Annotated in this window: 13 protein-coding genes; 8 read left to right on the forward strand and 5 right to left on the reverse strand. The window is 66.6% G+C overall.

All coding sequences use genetic code 11. The features are described from left to right. Positions 1-108 precede the first annotated feature (108 nt). A complete protein-coding gene (aspT, locus tag SD196_RS13880) occupies positions 109-1,797 on the reverse strand; it encodes an aspartate-alanine antiporter (protein ID WP_275607075.1) in 1,689 nt (562 codons plus the stop codon). Positions 1,798-2,024: 227 nt separating this feature from the next. Next, on the reverse strand, positions 2,025-3,620 hold the full coding sequence (locus SD196_RS13885; RefSeq protein WP_275607074.1) for an arylsulfatase: 1,596 nt from the start codon (positions 3,618-3,620) through the stop codon (positions 2,025-2,027). A gap of 340 nt (positions 3,621-3,960) precedes the next feature. On the opposite strand from SD196_RS13885, the gene SD196_RS13890 reads away from it, so the two are divergent. The 3 genes from SD196_RS13890 to SD196_RS13900 all read left to right on the forward strand — a co-directional run bounded on the left by SD196_RS13890 (position 3,961) and on the right by SD196_RS13900 (position 9,760). Next, on the forward strand, positions 3,961-5,817 hold the full coding sequence (locus SD196_RS13890) for a DUF1302 domain-containing protein (RefSeq protein ID WP_275607073.1): 1,857 nt from the start codon (positions 3,961-3,963) through the stop codon (positions 5,815-5,817). A gap of 13 nt (positions 5,818-5,830) precedes the next feature. After that, positions 5,831-7,195, forward strand: coding sequence for a DUF1329 domain-containing protein (locus SD196_RS13895; RefSeq protein ID WP_275607072.1), 1,365 nt, complete (start codon positions 5,831-5,833; stop codon positions 7,193-7,195). A gap of 150 nt (positions 7,196-7,345) precedes the next feature. Next, the gene (locus SD196_RS13900) at positions 7,346-9,760 is read left to right on the forward strand and encodes a LuxR C-terminal-related transcriptional regulator (RefSeq protein ID WP_416311688.1); all 2,415 of its coding nucleotides are present in this window, start codon (positions 7,346-7,348) and stop codon (positions 9,758-9,760) included. Here SD196_RS13900 and SD196_RS13905 read toward each other — a convergent pair. After that, positions 9,740-10,654: a LysR substrate-binding domain-containing protein gene (locus SD196_RS13905; RefSeq protein WP_275607070.1), complete on the reverse strand. Its 915-nt coding sequence runs from the start codon at positions 10,652-10,654 to the stop codon at positions 9,740-9,742. The two genes, SD196_RS13900 and SD196_RS13905, sit on opposite strands and share 21 nt — an antisense overlap. A gap of 117 nt (positions 10,655-10,771) precedes the next feature. On the opposite strand from SD196_RS13905, the gene SD196_RS13910 reads away from it, so the two are divergent. The 5 genes from SD196_RS13910 (at position 10,772) to SD196_RS13930 (ending at position 16,284) form a co-directional block, all read left to right on the forward strand. Continuing rightward, positions 10,772-11,599 carry an FAS1-like dehydratase domain-containing protein gene (locus tag SD196_RS13910; protein WP_416311689.1) on the forward strand — a complete coding sequence of 276 codons (828 nt, stop codon included), beginning with the start codon at positions 10,772-10,774 and terminating at the stop codon, positions 11,597-11,599. A 48-nt stretch (positions 11,600-11,647) separates the two neighbouring features. After that, positions 11,648-12,808 (forward strand): acyl-CoA dehydrogenase family protein, encoded by a 1,161-nt coding sequence (locus SD196_RS13915; protein WP_416311690.1) that lies wholly within the window; start codon positions 11,648-11,650, stop codon positions 12,806-12,808. Positions 12,809-12,836: 28 nt separating this feature from the next. Beyond that, a complete protein-coding gene (locus SD196_RS13920; protein ID WP_416311691.1) occupies positions 12,837-14,186 on the forward strand; it encodes an MmgE/PrpD family protein in 1,350 nt (449 codons plus the stop codon). 77 nt (positions 14,187-14,263) lie between these two features. Then, positions 14,264-15,454 carry a CaiB/BaiF CoA transferase family protein gene (locus SD196_RS13925; protein WP_275607066.1) on the forward strand — a complete coding sequence of 397 codons (1,191 nt, stop codon included), beginning with the start codon at positions 14,264-14,266 and terminating at the stop codon, positions 15,452-15,454. 11 nt (positions 15,455-15,465) lie between these two features. Then, positions 15,466-16,284, forward strand: coding sequence for an HpcH/HpaI aldolase/citrate lyase family protein (locus SD196_RS13930; protein WP_370601678.1), 819 nt, complete (start codon positions 15,466-15,468; stop codon positions 16,282-16,284). A gap of 84 nt (positions 16,285-16,368) precedes the next feature. Here the strand turns inward: SD196_RS13930 and SD196_RS13935 are convergent, their stop codons facing one another. Then, positions 16,369-17,199, reverse strand: a complete 831-nt coding sequence (locus SD196_RS13935) for an SDR family NAD(P)-dependent oxidoreductase (protein ID WP_275607065.1) — start codon at positions 17,197-17,199, stop codon at positions 16,369-16,371. 49 nt (positions 17,200-17,248) lie between these two features. Next, entirely contained in the window at positions 17,249-18,436 is a 1,188-nt protein-coding gene (locus SD196_RS13940; protein WP_275607064.1) for a lipid-transfer protein, read from the reverse strand. Positions 18,437-18,461: the final 25 nt, after the last annotated feature.

Genomic DNA, 18,461 nt, shown 5'->3' on the forward strand with positions numbered 1-18,461 from the left:
GCGCGTGGCCTGTCCGTGTCGTCTGTTTCGCTATGTGCAGGCTAGACCAGCGCCTCTGTGGTTCAAATGCCAAGGGGTATGGGGTTCTCATTTGGCGACAGTGATCGCTCAGCCGGCCGTCAGCGCGACGATGATCGGCCCGCACACCGCCAGCAGCACGTTGGAGATGGCGTAGCACACGGTGAAACCGACCACCGGGGTATTGCTGCCGGACTGCTCGATGATCCGGTTCATCGAGGCCGCTTCAGTCTGCGCCCCGGCCAGGGCGCCGAACAGGATCATCGGGTGCAGGCGCAGCACGTAGCGTCCGAAATACAGCGCCACCAGTGGCGGGATCAGCGTGACCATGGCGCCAGCGACCAGCAGCGCCAGGCCCTGGTCGCGGATGGCGGCAAGCGCCGCCGGGCCCGCCAGCAGGCCGACCACGGCGCCAAATGCGGTGAGGCCGAATTCGGAAAAGGCCCACTGTGCCGCGGGAGGCAAGGAGCCCCGCTCGGGGTGGCGCGAGTTGTACCAGCCGATCAGCAGGCCGGCGAGCAGCACGCCGCCGCCGATGCCCAGCTCCACCGGGATCATGCCGATGTGGGTGGACAGCAGCCCCACCAGCGAACCCAGCACCATGCCCAGAGCATGGATGGCGATATCGCTCTTGTAGTTGCTCTCGCGGATGCGTCCCAGCTGGGCGGCCAGGGCTTCGACACTGGCGGTACGGCCGGTGAGGCTGATGACGTCTCCGCGGCGCAGTACCGTCTCGGGCAGTTGCGGCAGCTCCAGGCCCTGGCGGGTAATGGTGGTGATGAAGCAGCCCATGCGCTGGGCGCCGACCAGGTCCGCATGAATCTGGTGGATGCTGCGGCCGGCCAGTCGGCGCGACGTCAGCACGATATCCGCGCTGCGGGTGGGGAAGGACAGGCTTTCGGCGTGATCCACCTCCGGCCCCACCCAATGACTCAGGTCGCCCACCGCCTCGCGCAAGGCATAGACGCCGAGAATGTCGCCGGCCTCCAGGCGCAACCCCGGGTCACGCTCGAGGATGCGTTCGCCGCGCACCACGCGCTCCACGCTCAGCGCTGGATGCAGCGCCTCGATATCCGCGATGCTCAGGCCGATCGCCGCCGGCGTCTCCAGGCGATGGGCGCGCACCACGATGCGGGTGTACGGGATGCTGATGGCGTCCTCGTTGCGCTCGATGCCTAACTCGCGCTCCAGCTCGCGTGCCGAGGTGCGCAGGTCGACCCCCAGCAACCAGGGCGCGACGCTGCCGACGAAGACCACCAGGCCGATGGTGCCGAACAGGTAGGTAATGGCATAGGCCACCGCCATGTGGCTGTTGAGCTGGGCCTTGGCCGCTGCATCGATGCCCAGTTGGGCGATGGCGCTGCTGGCGGTGCCCATGATCGCGGTATCGGTCAGCGCACCGGCGCCCAGGCCGGCAGTGAAGCCCGCGTCGAAGCCGTAGAGCGCGTACATCGCCAGGATGGTGGCGAGGGCCGTGGCGCACAGCACCACCGAGAGCAGCACCAGTTTCAGGGTGCCGCGGTTGAGGCTGCCGAAGAACTCCGGCCCGCTCTTGAAGCCGACCGCGTAGATGAACAGGGCGAAGAACACCGCCTTCAGCTCATGGGGCACCTCCAGGCCGAGCTGCCCGATCAACAGCCCCATCAGCAGCGCGCCCGCCACCGAGCCGAGGTGAAACCCGGCGAAGTGCAGGCGCCCCAGCAGCACCCCCAGGGCGATGGCGAGGAAGACTGCGATCTCGGGGTTGGTACGCAGTGCATTGAGCGTGAAGTCGAGCATGAAACCTCTCCGTGGCGATTCATCCGGCAGGCGATGCCCTGCTACCGGCCCGAAGAGTATGGCTGGATTGACGGTCTGCTACGGGGTTGTCGCGAAATGAAAACGCAGGGGATGCCTGCACCAGGCAATGCCGTCACTGCGCGCTCACCGCGCGCTGCCTGGTGCGGGCTGGAGGGCTTTGGCTGTTGGGAGGGGATGCCACGCCCCGGCGGGGCGTGGCGGGTGGATCACTGCTTCTGTGGAGCGGCTTGCTGCTGTTTCATCTTCTCGGCGATCTTCTGGTAGATCGACTGCTGCACCTGGTCGATGGTGAAGCTGGCCGGGCGCTGGCTCGGCGGCCATTCGAGGAAGGTCTGCAGGAACTGCGTGGATTTCATGGTGCCGATGCCTACCAGATAGGCGTTCTTGGTCAGCCAATCGTAGTACTGGTCGGAGACGATGTCGGCGGTTTCATAGGGGTCCATGCGCAGGTTGTACAGCTTGGGAACGCGCAGGCAGGTGAAGGGCTCGCTCCACACTTCGAAGCCGCCAGGCTTGCGCTGTTCGCAGAACACCACCTTCCAGTCGCCGAAGCGCATGGCCACCAGTTGGCCGTCGTCGTTGAAGTAGTAGAAATCATTGCGCGCGCTCTTCTTCGCCTTGCCGGTGAGGTAAGCGAGCTGGTCGTAGCCATCCAGGTGCACCTTGAAGGTCGGCCCGCCGGACGAAGGCGCCCAGCCCTTGAGCAGCTTCTCCTTGGCGTCGGGCACGCCCACGGCGGAGAGCAGGGTGGGGAACCAGTCCAATCCGGAGAACATCTCGTTGGACACCTGGCCCGCTCCGATATGCCCCGGCCAGCGGATCATCGCCGGCACCCGGAAGGCGCCTTCGTAGTTGGAGTTCTTCTCGTTGCGGAACGGCGAGGTGGCGGCATCCGGCCAGGTGAAGCGGTTCGGGCCGTTGTCGGTGGTGTAGATGACGATGGTGTTGTCCGCGAGCTTCAGGTCATCAAGGGTCTTGAGCAACTTGCCGACGTCACCGTCGTGTTCGAGCATGCCGTCGGCGTACTCGTTGCCGGGCATGCCGCTCTGGCCCTTCATCGAGTCGCGCACGTGGGTGTAGAGGTGCATGCGCGTGGTGTTCATCCAGACGAAGAACGGCTTGTCGGCCTTGGCCTGCTTGTCGATGAAGTTGATCGCCGCCTGGGTGGTCTCGTCATCGATGGTTTCCATGCGCTTCTTGGTCAGCGCCCCGGTGTCCTCGATCTTTCCGTCGGCGAAGGAATGGATCACTCCACGCGGGGAGAAGTGCTGGACGTAGGGGTTCTGCGGGTCCTTCGGCCAGTACGGACGCTCGGGCTCCTCTTCGGCGTTGAGGTGGTAGAGGTTGCCGAAGAACTCATCGAAGCCGTGCTTGGTGGGCAGGTATTCGTCGCGATCGCCCAGGTGGTTCTTGCCGAACTGGCCGGTGGCGTAGCCTTGCCCCTTGAGGGCCTGCGCCAGGGTGATGTCGCGATCCTGCAGGCCCACCGGCGAGCCGGGGATGCCGACCTTGGTCAGGCCGGTACGCAGCGAGGCCTGGCCAGTGATGAAGGTGGAGCGCCCGGCGGTGCAGCTGTTCTCCGCGTAGTAGTCGGTGAACAGCATGCCCTCCTTGGCGATTCGGTCGATGTTCGGCGTGTGGTAGCCGACGACCCCTTGCGAATAGGCGCTGATGTTGGTCTGGCCGATGTCGTCGCCGAAAATCACCAGAATGTTCGGCTTGTCGGCGGCCTGGGCTCCGGCGCCAGCCAGCAGGCCGACGGCCATGGCGAGCCGCGGTAGCCAGCTGCGATTGCGAGTCATAGCACGGTTCTCCGTGATGCTTGTTGTTGTGGTTGGCTGGCCCTTGCCGCAGGGGATTGGGCACTGGGCGTCATTGAACGCGGCAAGGCAGAGCGTGCAAATCACCCGATGGGGTGGTTCGCCAAGGGCGCGGGAGGGGTGTTTCTGGCGGGTGTTACGCAGGGTATCGCGGGTTTCGCTGGCGTCGGAAGCAACGCACGACGCCAACGGGTGAATGGCTGTGAAACCGGTTTCTGCCACCCACTCGGGTGAGGCGAAAAATCACCTGTTCAGGCGGTTTTTCGCGGTATCGGCGGCTGACAGCATGCGTACTCCAACACAAGGATCACTGGAGTACCGCATGCCAACAATAACAATGCGCGGAAGCTTCCGACCGCAGGCCCTGGCCGTTGCCGTGGCGCTTGCCTGGACTGCACAGGCGCAAGCCGTAAGCTTCAACATCGGCGAGATCGAAGGGCAATTCGACTCGTCGCTTTCCCTGGGCACCAGCTGGGCCCTGCGCAATCCGGACCCGAAGTTCGTCTCCAACTTCAATGTGGTCGGCGCCAAGGGCACGGCTGCCTCGCGGACCAACGACGATGGCCGGCTGAACTTCAGCAAGGGCGATACCTTCTCGAAGATCTTCAAGGGCACCCACGACCTGGAGCTCAAGTACGGCGATTCAGGCGCCTTCCTGCGCGGCAAGTACTGGTATGACTTCGAGCTCAAGGACGAGGACCTGCGCTACTACAACATCGACGACCGTGGTCGCGACCAGGCGGCCAGCGCCTCGGGCGCCCAGTTCCTCGACGCCTTCGTCTATCACAACTACCAGCTGGGCGATCTGCCGGGCAACGTGCGTTTCGGCAAGCAGGTGGTGAGCTGGGGTGAGAGTACCTTCATCCCCAACTCGATCAACTCGATCAACCCGGTGGACGTCTCCGCACTGCGTCGCCCCGGCGCCGAGGTCAAGGAAGCGCTGGTGCCGGTGCAACTGTTCTATCTCTCCCAGGGGCTGAGCGAGAACGTCACTGCCGAGGGCTTCTACCAGATCAAGTGGGACAAGACGGTCACCGAGAACTGCGGCACCTTCTTCGCCGCCGATGCCGTGGCCAAGGGGTGCAACGACCGACTGGTGATCGCCGGCCCGGACTTCGCTCCCGGTGATCCGCGCGCCAACAGCGGTACCATTCTCGATGTGGCGGGCAACCGCGCCAACGCCTACATCCCGCGTGTCGACGACAACGAACCGGGCGATTCCGGTCAGTACGGCCTGGCCCTGCGCTGGTTCCTGCCGGAGCTCAACGACACCGAGCTGGGCGCGTACGTGATGAACTATCACAGCCGCAACCCCTACCTGAGTTTCACCCGCACCACCTTTGCCGGTGCCTCCACGGCACTGACCACAACCAACCGCGTGCGGGGCGCCAATTACTTCGTCGACTACCCCGAAGACATCCACCTGTACGGCCTGAGCTTCCAGACCAACGTCTCCGGCGTCGCACTGGGCGGTGAGATCAGCTACCGGCCGAACATGCCGATGCAGATCAACACCGGCGACCTCAACCTCGCCGCGGTGAACCAGGTTGGCAAGGTCAACGGCGTGACCACGGCGGTGTCGCCGGTGTTCCTCGACGGCCAGGCGGTCAACGCCCCCGGCGCGGACATCCAGGGCTACAAACGCCTGCCGTTCACCCAGATACAGGTCACTGCCACCAAATTCATCGACCAGGTCATGGGCGCCGAGCGCCTGACCCTGGTGGGTGAGGTGGGTTATGACCATATCAGCGGCATCGATGACTCCCTCGGTAGCCTGCGCTTTGGCCGCAGTCCGACCTTCGGCGCCGGCGAATTGGTCGATCAGTCGGTTTGCGTCGGAACCAACCCCGGCAAGCCCAACGCCAGCAACCCGCAGCAGGAGTGCAACAACAAGGGCTTCTATACCAGCGAGTCCTGGGGTTACCGGGTGCGCGGCGTCCTCGACTACCCGAACGTGATCGCCGGCATCAACTTCAAGCCCAACGTCGCCTGGTCGCATGACATCAACGGTACCGGACCGAGCTTCGAGGAAGGCGCCAAGGCCATCAGCCTGGGCCTGGATGCCGACTACCAGAACACCTACACCGCGAGCCTGAATTACACCAACTATTTCGGTGGCGATTACAACACCATGACCGACCGCGACTACATGTCAGTCAGCGTCGGCGTGAACTTCTGAGCAGGTGAACAGCATGCACATGATGAATTTGATGAAGGGCACGATCCTGGGTCTGAGCCTCCTGGCGAGCTCGGTACACGCCGCAGTTTCGACTGAGGAAGCGGCCAAGCTCGGCGCCACCCTGACGCCGCTGGGCGGCGAGAAGGCGGGCAACGCCGACGGCAGCATCCCGGCCTGGACCGGCGGCCTGAAGCCGGGCGCGGCAGCGGTGGAGAATGGCTTCCTCAGCGATCCGTTCCCCGATGACAAGCCGCTGTTCGTGATCACCGCCGCCACGGCGGAGAAGTACAAGGACAAGCTGAGCAACGGCCAGATGGCCATGTTCAAGCGCTATCCGGACACTTACCGCATTCCGGTGTACGTGACCCGCCGTACCGCCTCCAGCCCGCAGTCGATCTACGACGCGGTGAAGGTCAGCGCGCTGAATACCGAGGAAGTGGACGGCGGCAATGGCCTGGCCAATTTCAAGGGGCGCAATTATGCCTTCCCGATTCCCAAGAACGGCGTTGAAATCGTCTGGAACCACATGACCCGTTACCGCGGCCCCAACCAGCGCCGCCTGAGCGCGCAGGCCACGCCGCAGACCAACGGCTCGTTCACGGCGGTGGAGTTCGAGGAAGACCTTGGCTACCCGCAGCTGATCAAGGATGCCGATCCGAAGCAGACCGAGAACGTGCTGTTCCTCTACAAGCAGCGGGTCACCGCGCCGGCGCGCCTGGCAGGTAACGTGCTGCTGGTCCACGAGACCATCGACCAGGTCAAGGAACCCCGTCTGGCCTGGGTCTACAACGCTGGCCAGCGCCGCGTCCGCCGGGCTCCCCAGGTGGCCTACGACGGTCCCGGCACCGCCGCCGACGGCCTGCGCACCTCCGATGACGCGGACATGTACAACGGCGCACCGGACCGCTACGACTGGAAGCTCGTGGGCAAGAAGGAAATGTACGTTCCCTACAACAACTACCGGCTGTGGTCGCCCAAGCTCAAGTACGCCGACATCCTTCAGGCCGGTCACATCAACCCCGACCTGGCGCGCTACGAGCTGCACCGGGTGTGGGAAGTGGTCGCCACCCTGAAGCCTAACCAGCGGCACATCTACGCTACCCGTCGCTTCTACTTCGACGAGGACACCTGGCAGGCCGTGGAGTCCGAGGCCTATGACGGACGCGGCCAGCTCTGGCGCGTCGGCGAAGGCTTCGCGGTGAACGACTACCAGCAAGGCACGGCAGTCTACGCGGTGAATGCGCTCAATGACCTGATCGCCGGCCGCTACCTGGCGATGGCGATGATCAACGAGTCGCGGCGCGGCATCGATTACACCGCGCAGCCAAGCATGACCGACTTCACACCAGCGGCCCTGCGCAACGCCGGTATCCGCTAAGCCCCACGGCGCCGTCTGCCGGTAAGGGGCGGCGCCATACCTCGGACTAGTCCTCTCGGCTAGTCCGAACGACCGATTGTTCCCCGCCATTGCCGAATGCTCTGCTGACACCCAGACGCAGCACGAATTACAACGAAAACGGGTGTCGCCATGTCCAGTTTCTCCGCCATTGCCGCCGGTGCGCCGGTGTCCTTGCCTGCCACGCAACTGCCGCGCGAGCCGCTGCTGCTAGCTCTGCTGGAATCTCCTCGCCGCCTGAACCTGCTCTGCGCTCCCGCCGGTTACGGCAAGAGTGCGCTGGCCCGTGCCGCGCTGGAGCGCCTGCCGGCCAGTTGTGCACGAATCTGGTTGGATTGTGCCGGTCAGCGGCTGGAAGTGGCGGCCGCATGCGCCCGGATCGCCAAGAGCCTGGGCCTGCAGGAGGCAGACCCGACCAGCGTGCTGCTGGCCTTGCAGTTGCGGCGGCAACCGCTGTGGCTGGTCCTGGACGACTATCCGCAAGACCCCGACGCGGACCTCGACGCCTGGCTCCAGCGCCTGCTGAGCCTCAGCGAAACACCGCTTTACCTGCTGGTCAGCTGTCGCCAGCGCCCGCAATGGAATCTCTCGCGCCTGCTGCTCGACGAGCGCCTGTGCGAGCTGGGCATCGCGCAGCTGGCGTTCAGCCGCGAGGAAAGCGACACGCTGGCGTTGGCTCAGGGGTACGACGCGGACTGCCGCGAGCGTTTGTGGGCCGCCACCCAGGGCTGGTGCGCCGGCGTGCGCCTGCTGCTCAGCGCACGCGACGGCGTGCATGCGCCGGGTGAAGTGGCGTCCTGGCTGCGCTCGTACCTGTCGCAGGAGCTGCTTGGCCGCCTCGACGCAGAGACTGGCGACATGCTCTGCGGCCTGGCCTACCTGCCGCGCTTCAACCGGGAAATCTGTGCCGGCCTTTGGGAGGAGGGGGGCGGTGAGCGCTTCGACCAGCTGCGCCACGGCCAGGGGTTCTTCCTTGCGCTGGATGGCGAAGCCACTTGTTTCCGCCTGCCACCGCTGGTCGCCAAGGCACTGCAGGGCCACCTGCAGGGGCCGGCGCTGACCCGCCTGCGCCTGCGCGCCTGCAACGTGCTGAGCCAGGCCGGCTGGCTGAACGAGGCGATCGAGCTGGCGCTGGGCGCTGGCCAGCCGGAAGTCGCCGCCAGCTACATGGACCGCCTGGACATGGACTGGCTGTTCGCCGGCGACCACCTGCGACTGCTGCTGGATTGGCGCGAAAAGCTCCCCGCCGCGCTGATGGAAAGCACTCCCCGACTGATCTGCCTGAACGCCCGTGCGCTGCTGTTCAGCTGGCGTCTGGACGAGGCGGAGGCCTGCATCGAGCGCCTCAGCGACTTCCTGCCGCAAGCCCAGGCCGCGCGCAACCGCCGCCTGCTGGCCAACTGGCTGGCCCTGCGGGGCGCGCTGGACGGCATGCGCGGGCGCCTGGATGACGCGCGCGAACGCTGCAGTGCCGCCCTGCAAGAACTCGACCCGAGCGACTGGCGCTCGGTGCTGTTATGCCAGACCACCCTGGCGCGCCTGGACATGGCCGGGGGCCAGCCGCAGGCAGCGCGACGCACACTGCAGGACGCGCTGGAACTGGCGCGCCGCCGTGGCTGCCTGGCCAGTGAAGTGCTGCTCGACTGCGACCGCATCCGCCTGGCCCTGCTCGGCGGCGAGGTGGGGCAGGCCCGGACGCTGCTGGACGCCTGCTGCGAGCGCGTCGCGGCGACCAGTCAGGAACACGGGTTGCTGATCGGGCGCCTGGCCTTCCTGCGTGGCGAGCTGCTGCTGATCCAGGGCGACATGGCCGGCGCCGAAGCCGTCCTCGAAGGCGGCGTGGCGCAGGCTCGCGCCTGCGCCGATCCGTGCATCCTGCATGGCCTGATCGGTCTCGCCGAAGTCGCCTCGCGAGGTGGCGATGCACTGGGCGCCGATCGCAGGATGGAGGAAGCCGAACGCTGCATGCATCGTTGGCGGGTGCAGCCGGTTTGCTATGCGCTGCCGCTGCAGGGCCTGCGGTTGCGCCTGCTGGCGCGCCAGGGGCAGTGGCAGCGCCTGCGTCAGGAAGGCCAGGCGCTGGCTGCGCAGAAAGCGGTGCCGCCGCTACACACGCCGTCGCTGCCGCAGCGCCTGCGTTATCTGCTGGCGCTCGCCGAGGCCGGCTGCGGCAACCCGGAGGTGGCATGCGAACGTCTGCGCCGGCTACAGGAGGAGTGCCAGTGCCTGGAACTTCATGGCCTGGCGCGCGAAGCGCAGCACGCGCTGGAGCGCTTGGCCGGCAGCCTGCCGATCGAGCAGCTTTCCGGCCTGCTGCCGGCGGGGCCAGGCGGTACGCCCGATGGCTCCGGGCACGGCCTCACCGCACGCGAGGTGGCGGTGTTGCGGCTGCTGGCCGAGGGCCTGTCGAACCAGGAGATCGGCAACAGCCTGTTCATTTCCCTGAATACCGTGAAGACGCACACCAAGAAGATCAACGTGAAACTCGGGGTGCGCCGGCGCACCCAGGCCATCGTCCGTGCCAAGTCACTGGGGTTGCTCGGTTGAGCGACCGTCGCCGGTCTGCCGCAGCAGGTCCACCAGCGCCCGGGCACAGCCGGGCAGGGCCTCGCGGTCACGCAGCAGCACGCTGCGTTCGCGTACCACCCAGGGCTCGTCCAGGGCGAGGATCTGCAGGTTCATGGTGCGGCTGTGGCGACGCGCCGCCGTCTCCGGGATCACCCCAATGCCCACCCCGGCCTCGATCATCCGGCAGATGGCTTCGAAACTGGCCACCTGGATGCGCAGGTTGAGGTTGCCGCCGACGCGCTCCACCTGCTCGCGCAGGAAGCTTTGCAGGGTGCTGCCTTCATGCAGGCCGATGTGGGCGAAGTCCAGGGTGTCAGCCAGGGTGAGCCGGCGCAGCCGGCCCAGTGGATGCCCCGGTGGCACCGCCAGGACCAGTCGGTCGGTGCTGAAGTGCACCACCTGCAGCCCCTCGGCGCGCACCGGTCCGGCGACGATGCCAAGGTCGGCCGAGCCGTCGAGGATGGCGCGGACGATATCGCGGTTGAGGCGTTCCTGGAGGTCGACGCTGACGCCAGGGCGCACGGCGAGGAAGCCCGCCAGCAGCTCGGGCAGGAACTCGGTGACCGCCGTGGTGTTGGCGAAGATGCGGATGTGCCCGACCTGGTCCCCGCCCTGTTCGCTGAAGTCGTCCTTCAGGTGCTCCACCTGGCGCAGGATCAGCCGCGCATGCTGCAGCAGCCGCTGGCCCGCCGGGGTCAGTTCGACGCCACGGTTGTCGCGGTACAGCAGGCGGCAGTCGAGCTGACCTTCGAGAGCCTTGATCCGCGCGCTCGCGGCGGCCGCCGAGAGGTGCGCACGGCGGGCGCCCTGGGTCAGGCTGGGGGCTTCGGCGATATGGACGAAGAGGCGCAGGTCGGCGAGATCGAAATGCATGGGCGGCCCTGAAATTGGCGTTCGGATTTGCTTAACGCTGGATTATGAAAATGCAGATTCTCGGAACGCAAGAGGCACTGCATGCTGCATGAAATTTTCAACACGGAGAGCCCTGCGATGAGCGATTCCCCCTATACCGCCTGGATCGGTCGTAGCCAGGAGCGCCACGAGGAACTGAGCGAGGTGCTGGTCCGTCGCCTCGCCGCCACGCTCGGCGAGGCGGCTCCAGGAACCGGCGAAGCACTGCCACCGTTGTGGCAGTGGGCATTCTTCCAGGATGCCGAGCCCGAATCCGGCCTGGGCGCCGACGGACACCCGGCGCGCGGTGGATTCCTGCCGCCGGCGGACGGGCGCAACCGCATGTGGGCCGGTGGCCGCCTGGAGTTCCATGCGCCACTCTGCGTAGGCCGCAAGGCCAGCCGGCTGACCACCATCCTCAAGGTCGAGGAGAAGCATGGGCGTACCGGCTCGCTGCTGTTCGTCACCCTGCGCCACGACTACCTGCAGGACGATCACCTGGCGATTCGCGAGGAGCAGGACATCGTCTACCGCGAACCGACGCCGCCCAAGCTCGCCAGCGGCGAAGCCCTGCCGTCCGGCGCCTGGCGCGAGGCCATGGAGCCCTCGCCGGTACTGCTGTTCCGTTACTCGGCGGTGACCTTCAACGGCCACCGCATCCATTACGACTGGCCCTATGTCACCGAAACCGAGGGTTATCCGGGGCTGGTGGTCCACGGCCCGCTGATTGCCACCCTGAACCTGCGCGCCTTCTGCCGCGCCAACCCGCAGGCACGCCTGCGGCGCTTCGCCTTCCGTGGGTTGCGCCCGCTGGTCTGCCCGGAAGCCTTCGAGCTCGGCGGGCGCCTGCTCGCGCCGGGCAAGGCCGAGGTATGGGCCGGCAATGGCGCCGGCATCGCCCAGAGCGGCGAAGTGGAATTCGACTGAAACCTGACGCGGCCGCATGGCGACCGCCCGACGTACCGAGGACATCGCATGAGCAGTACCCCCGAAGAAATCCAGGCCATCCGCGACGGCGTGCGCGCCCTTTGCGCGGAGTTCCCCGCCGAATACTGGCGCAGGATCGACGACGAGAAGGGCTTCCCCGAGGCCTTCGTCAGCGCCATGACCGAAGCCGGCTGGCTGTCGGCGATGATCCCCGAGGAATACGGCGGCTCCGGCCTTGGCCTGGCCGAAGCCTCGGTGATCCTCGAGGAAGTGAACCGCTGCGGCGGCAACTCCGGGACCATCCACGGGCAGATGTACAACATGTTCACCCTGCTGCGTAACGGCAGCGAGGAGCAGAAGGCCTACTACCTGCCCAAGCTGGCCAGTGGCGAGTTGCGCCTGCAATCCATGGGCGTGACCGAGCCCACCACCGGCACCGACACCACCAAGATCAAGACCACCGCCGTGCGCCAGGGCGACAAGTACGTGATCAATGGCCAGAAAGTGTGGATCTCGCGCATCCAGCACTCCGACCTGATGATCCTGCTGGCCCGCACCACGCCGCTGGCCGAGGTGAAGAAGAAGGCCGAGGGCATGTCGATCTTCCTGGTCGACCTGCGCGAAGCCATCGGCAACGGCCTGACCGTGCAGCCTATCGCCAACATGGTCAACCACGAGACCAACGAGCTGTTCTTCGACAACCTGGAAGTCCCCGCCAGCAGCCTGATCGGCGAGGAGGGCAAGGGCTTCCGCTACATCCTCGACGGCCTCAACGCCGAGCGCACCCTGATTGCCGCCGAGTGCATCGGCGATGGCCGCTGGTTCATCGAGAAGGCCAGCCAGTATGCCCGCGATCGCGTGGTATTCGGCCGCCCCATTGGGCAGAACCAGGGGGTGCAGTTCCCCATCGCCGAAGCGCACATCGAAGTGGAAGCCGCCGACCTGATGCGCTGGAAGGCCTGCGCGGACTACGACGCCGGTCGCAATGCTGGGGCCGCGGCGAACATGGCCAAGTACCTGGCGGCCAAGGCCAGCTGGGAGGCGGCCAATGCCTGCCTGCAGACCCACGGTGGCTTCGGCTTCGCCTGCGAGTACGACGTCGAGCGCAAGTTCCGCGAGACGCGCCTCTACCAGGTGGCGCCCATCTCCACCAACCTGATCCTGTCCTACGTGGCCGAGCACCTGCTCGAACTGCCGCGTTCCTTCTGATGCTGGCGTGCCCGAGAGCGAGAACACCATGAACAATACCCACGCCCTGGCCGAGTTCCTTGCCGGCCTGCGCTTTGAGGACCTGCCGCAGGCAGTGGTCGAGCGCACCGAAGACCTGTTCCTCGACTGGCTGGGTTCGGCCCTGGCCAGCCAGGGTCGTCACCCGATCCCGCTGTTCCAGCGCTACGCCCGCCAGATGGGCCCGGCGGACGGCAACAGCCGCATCCTGGTCGATGGCACCAGCAGCAGCGCCTATTTCGCCGCCCTGGTGAACGGCGCCAGCTCCCACCTGGTGGAGCAGGACGACCTGCACAACAGCTCCGTGCTGCACCCGGCTACCGTAGTCTTCCCGGCGGCCCTGGCCGCCGCCCAGGATCTGGGCAAGTCCGGCCGCGAACTGATCCTCGCCAGCGTCGCCGGTTACGAGGCCGGCATCCGCATCGGCGAATTCCTCGGCCGCTCGCACTACCGCATCTTCCACACCACTGCCACGGTCGGCACCCTGGCCGCAGCGGTGGCAGTGGGCAAGCTGCTGGGCTTCGACAGCCGCCAGTTCGTGCATTGCCTGGGCAGCGCCGGGACCCAGGCTGCCGGGCTCTGGGAATTCCTGCGCGACGCCGCCGACTCCAAGCAGTTGCACACTGCCAAGGCCGCCGCCGATGGCCTGCTGGCCGCCTACCTGACCGCCGAGGGTCTGACCGGTGCGCAGAACATCCTTGAAGGCGAGCAGGGCATGGCCGCCGGGATGTCCAGCGACGCCGACCCTCGCTGGTTGGTGGACGGTCTGGGCACGCGCTGGGCGTTGGCCGAAACCTCCTTCAAGTTCCACGCCTCCTGCCGCCATACGCACCCGGCCGCCGACGCGCTGCTCGCGTTGATGCAGCGCGAAGGCCTGGGTCATGAAGACATCGCACATGTCACCACTCGCGTGCACCAGGGCGCCATCGACGTGCTCGGTCGCGTGGTGGTGCCGCAGAGCGTGCACCAGGCGAAGTTCTCCATGGGCACCGTGCTGGGCCTGATCGCGGTGCACGGCAAGGCCGGGCTGGTGGAGTTCGAGGAGTTCGCCCTGCAGGACGCGCGCGTCGCGGCCTTCCGCGACAAGGTCTCCATGCAGCTCGACCCCGAGGTCGACGGCGCCTACCCGCAACGCTGGCTGGGCCGGGTCGAGGTGCTGGCCACCGACGGCCGCCGTCTCGAAGGAGCCATCGATGAGCCCAAGGGCGACCCGGGCAACACGCTGACCCGCGGGGAACTCGAGGACAAGTTCCGCCGCCTGCTGACCTTCGCCGGCGCTCGTGGCGACGCCGAGGCTACGCGGCTGATCGACGCCACCTGGCGCCTGCATGGACTCCAGCAGGTCAACGTCTTCGCCTGAGTTCGTCCCGGGCGGCGATGCCGCCCGGATCTTCCGAATCATCGTGCCGGCCAATGGCCCGGCGCCTGGAGTTGTCCATGAGTTCGCGTCCCCTTGACGGGATCACCGTCATCAGCCTGGAACACGCCATCGCCGCGCCGTTCTGTACCCGCCAACTGGCCGACCTCGGCGCGCGGGTGATCAAGGTCGAACGCCCCGGCGTCGGCGACTTCGCCCGTGGCTACGACGAACGCGTGCGCGGCATGGCCTCGCACTTCGTCTGGACCAACCGTTCCAAGGAAAGCCTGGCCCTGGACCTCAAGCAGGAGCCGGCGCAAGCCGTGCTGGAGCAGTTGCTGGAGCGTGCCGACGTACTGGTGCAGAACCTCGCGCCGGGCGCCGCCGCGCGCATGGGGTTGTCGTTCGAGGCCCTGCACGAACGCTTTCCGCGACTGATCGTCTGCGACATTTCTGGCTATGGCGAGGGCGGACCTTACGAGCAGAAGAAGGCCTATGACCTGCTGATCCAGAGTGAAAGCGGCTTCCTCTCGGTCACCGGTGGTCCCGGTGCCGACGGAATGGCCAAGGCCGGCTGCTCCATCGCGGACATCTCCGCCGGCATGTACGCCTACAGCGGCATCCTCTCGGCACTGCTGCTGCGCGGACGCACGGGGCAGGGCAGCCGGGTCGAGGTGTCCATGCTGGAGAGCATGGCCGAGTGGATGGGCTTCCCGATGTACTACGCCTTCGAGGGCCAGAACCCGCCGCCGCGCGCCGGCGCCGCCCACGCCACCATCTATCCCTACGGCCCGTTCCCGGTGGGCGATGGTGGCAGCGTGATGCTCGGCGTGCAGAACGAACGTGAGTGGAAAGCCTTCTGTGACATCGTGCTGCAGCGGCCGGAACTGGCCGACGATGTCCGCTTCACCGCCACCAGCCTGCGGGTCGCCAACCGCGATGCATTGCGCGCGCTGATCGTCGAGGCCTTCGCCGGCCTGACGGCGGAGCAGGTGGTCGAGCGTCTCGAACAGGCGCAGATCGCCAATGCCCATGTCAACGACATGCGCGGCCTGTGGCAGCACCCGCAGCTTGCCGCTCGCGACGGCTGGCGCGAGATCGACAGTCCGGTCGGCCGTTTGCCGGCGTTGTTGCCGCCCGCTCGAAGCAGCGCCTTCGCCGCGCGCATGGACCCGGTGCCGGCCCTCGGCGAGCACACCGACAGTCTGCTGCAGGAACTGGGCTATACCGCCAGTGACATCCAGCGCCTGCATGAGCAGGGTGCGGCATGAACCAGGAGAACCTGATGAATTCGATTGTCCGAACCGCCCTGTTCGTACCCGGCAGTCGCCCGGAGCGCTTTGCCAAGGCCCTGGCCTGTGGCGCGGACGCGGTGATCATCGACCTTGAGGATGCCGTGGAGTCCGCGCTCAAGGCCAAGGCGCGGGACAATCTGGCGGCGTTCCTTGCCGCCGAGCCGGCCGCGCGGGTGTTGGTGCGGGTGAATGCCGCCGGCGATCCCGAGCAGGCCGCCGACCTCGAACTTTGCGGGCGTCTGCCGGGCGTCGCCGGCATTCTTCTGCCCAAGGCCGAACGAGCCGCCCAGGTTCGCGTGGCGGTGGCTTGTGGCAAACCGGTCTGGCCCTTGATCGAGAGTGCGCGGGGCCTGCTCGCGCTGGGGGAAATCGCCGCCTGTGAAGGTGTGGAACGCCTGACCTTCGGTGGGCTCGACCTCGCCCTGGACATCGGCATGAGCAACGGCACCCCGGCCGCCGCCAGCGTCTACGATCAGGTTCGCCTGAGCCTGTTGCTGCACTCGCGGGTCAATGACCTGCAGCCGCCACTGGATACGGTCTACCCGGCATTCGACGACGCCGAAGGGTTGGCGGCGACCATTCGCCATGGTCGCGATCTCGGTCTGGTGGGCGCGCTGTGCATCCATCCGAAGCAGGTCGGTGTCGTCCATGCGGCGCTGGCGCCCAGTGCCGAGGAGCTTGACTGGGCCCGGCGCGTACTGCAGGCCGCGCAGGGTGGTGCGGCGGCGTTCCAGGTCGATGGGCAGATGGTCGACGCTCCGGTGCTGGGGCGGGCCCGGCGCCTGCTGGCCAACGCTGGCGGCTGATTCGCCGTTCGCGCTGGCCGGCCCGGCGCGCCCGATCCGGGACGCGCCGGGTGGCGCAAGCCTATCGACTAGACCGGCGACCGGTCAGAAGCCGCCTCGGCCGCCACCGCAGATGATGGTTTGCCCGGAAACGAAGTTGGATTCGGGAATGCAGAACATGAACACCGATCCGGCGGCTTCCTCTGCGGTTCCGAAGCGACCCAGCGGCGTGTCGCGATAGACCGCGGCAATGCGATCGGGGTGTACGCCGACCTTGATGTCGCGACCTTCCACGGCCACAGTCTTTTCTTCGGTTGTCGGCTGGGTGAGCCGAGTCTCGATGGCGCCAAAGGCAACGCAGTTCACATTGATGTTCATGCGCCCCCATTCCTTGGCCATGGTCTTGGTCAGGCCCATGATGCCGGCCTTGGCCGCGGCGTAATTGATCTGGCCGGCGTTGCCCTGGGTGCCGGAAACGGAAGAAATGTTGACCACCTTGCGGTACACCACTTCGCCCGCTTCGGCCTCGGCCCTGGAGGCTTCGCGGAAGTAGGGGTAGGCCGCTTTCAACAGCAGGAATGGAGCTTTCAGGTGGCAGTCGACGACCGCATCCCACTGCTCTTCCGACATCTTCTGGATCACGTTGTCCCAGGTGAAACCGGCGTTGTTGATGATGATGTCGAGACGGCCGAAGGTATCCAGGGCAGTTTTCACGCAGCGCTCGCCGAAGTCCGCGGCTGTCACGTTGCCACAACAGGCGACCGCCTCGCCGCCGAGGGCGCGGATCTCCGCGACCACCTCGTCGGCCGGCTCCTGGTCGAGGTCATTGATCACGACCTTCGCCCCTTCACTGACGAATTTCAGCGCGATGGCGCGGCCGATGCCTCGACCGGAACCAGTAACGATGGCGACTTTGCCTGAGAGTTTCTTGCTCACGGGATTCTCCTGGGTAAAAAGGCCGTGATCGACACGGCCGTGCTATGGGTCAGTTCTTGCCGAACAGGGTGACGACGCAGGCGCCGCCCAGGCCGAGGTTGTGCTGCAGGGCGATGTTCAGCCCTTCGACCTGGCGCGCCCCGGCGCTGCCGCGCAGCTGGTGGGTCAGCTCGTAGCACTGCGCGAGGCCCGTGGCGCCCAGCGGGTGGCCTTTGGACAGGAGGCCGCCGGAGGGATTGGTGACCACACGCCCACCGTAGGTGTTGTCGCCGTCGAGGATGAACTTCTCCGCGCCGCCGATCGGGCACAGGCCAAGGGCCTCATAAGTGAGCAGTTCGTTGTGCGCGAAACAGTCGTGCAGTTCGACTGCGCGGATGTCCTTGGGCCCATAGCCGGATTCCTCGTAGACCTTTTGCGCCGCGGCCTGGGCCATGTGGAAACCGACATAGCTGATCATCGACGGTGGATCGAAGGACTCGACCGGGTCGGTGGTCAGCGCCTGGGCGAGGATCGCCACGTCGCTGCGCAGGCCATGCTTCTTCGCGAAGGCCTCGGAGCAGACGATCGCTGCAGCGGCGCCGCAGGTGGGCGGGCAGGCCATCAGGCGGGTCATCACGCCCGGCCACATGACCTGGTCGTTCAGGACGTCTTCGGTGGTGACCACCTTGCGGAATAGCGCCAGCGGGTTGTTGGCCGCGTGGCGACTGGCCTTGGCGCGGATCGCCGCGAAGGTCGACAGCTGGGTGCCGTACTTGAGCATGTGTTCGCGGCCGGCGCCGCCGAAAGTGCGCAGGGTGCCCGGCAAGTCGCCGGCGTCACTGGTCAGCGTATCGACGATGGGCAGGAAACGCTCGCGGGTCACCGGACGGTCGTCCCAGTTGGACTTGAGCGCGCCCGGACGCATCTGTTCGAAGCCCAGCGCCAGCACGCAGTCGGCCTGGCCGCTTTGTACCGCCGCCCGCGCGAGGTACAGCGCGGTCGAGCCGGTGGAGCAGTTGTTGTTGACGTTGACGATCGGAATGCCGCTGCGACCCACTTCGTAGATGGCGGTCTGACCGCAGGTGGAGTCGCCGTAGACATAGCCGGCGAAGGCCATCTGCACCTTGTCGTACTCGATGCCGGCATCCTTGAGCGCCAGGCGCAACGCCTCGGCGCCCATCTCGGTGTAGCTGGGGCTCGCGCCCGGCTTGGTGAAGGGGATCATGCCGACGCCGGCCACGATGACTTTATCGCTCATGGGGAAAGGCTCCTGTGCGGAATGC

The sequence above is a fragment of the Pseudomonas macauensis genome (genome assembly GCF_047902425.1).
Taxonomy (GTDB): domain Bacteria; phylum Pseudomonadota; class Gammaproteobacteria; order Pseudomonadales; family Pseudomonadaceae; genus Pseudomonas.

Coding starts and splice junctions, on each gene's coding strand:
- aspT (WP_275607075.1), bottom strand. CDS start 1,797: ATGCTCGACTTCACGCTCAATGCACTGCGTACCAACCCCGAGATCGCA.
- SD196_RS13885 (WP_275607074.1), bottom strand. CDS start 3,620: ATGACTCGCAATCGCAGCTGGCTACCGCGGCTCGCCATGGCCGTCGGC.
- SD196_RS13890 (WP_275607073.1), top strand. CDS start 3,961: ATGCCAACAATAACAATGCGCGGAAGCTTCCGACCGCAGGCCCTGGCC.
- SD196_RS13895 (WP_275607072.1), top strand. CDS start 5,831: ATGCACATGATGAATTTGATGAAGGGCACGATCCTGGGTCTGAGCCTC.
- SD196_RS13900 (WP_416311688.1), top strand. CDS start 7,346: ATGTCCAGTTTCTCCGCCATTGCCGCCGGTGCGCCGGTGTCCTTGCCT.
- SD196_RS13905 (WP_275607070.1), bottom strand. CDS start 10,654: ATGCATTTCGATCTCGCCGACCTGCGCCTCTTCGTCCATATCGCCGAA.
- SD196_RS13910 (WP_416311689.1), top strand. CDS start 10,772: ATGAGCGATTCCCCCTATACCGCCTGGATCGGTCGTAGCCAGGAGCGC.
- SD196_RS13915 (WP_416311690.1), top strand. CDS start 11,648: ATGAGCAGTACCCCCGAAGAAATCCAGGCCATCCGCGACGGCGTGCGC.
- SD196_RS13920 (WP_416311691.1), top strand. CDS start 12,837: ATGAACAATACCCACGCCCTGGCCGAGTTCCTTGCCGGCCTGCGCTTT.
- SD196_RS13925 (WP_275607066.1), top strand. CDS start 14,264: ATGAGTTCGCGTCCCCTTGACGGGATCACCGTCATCAGCCTGGAACAC.
- SD196_RS13940 (WP_275607064.1), bottom strand. CDS start 18,436: ATGAGCGATAAAGTCATCGTGGCCGGCGTCGGCATGATCCCCTTCACC.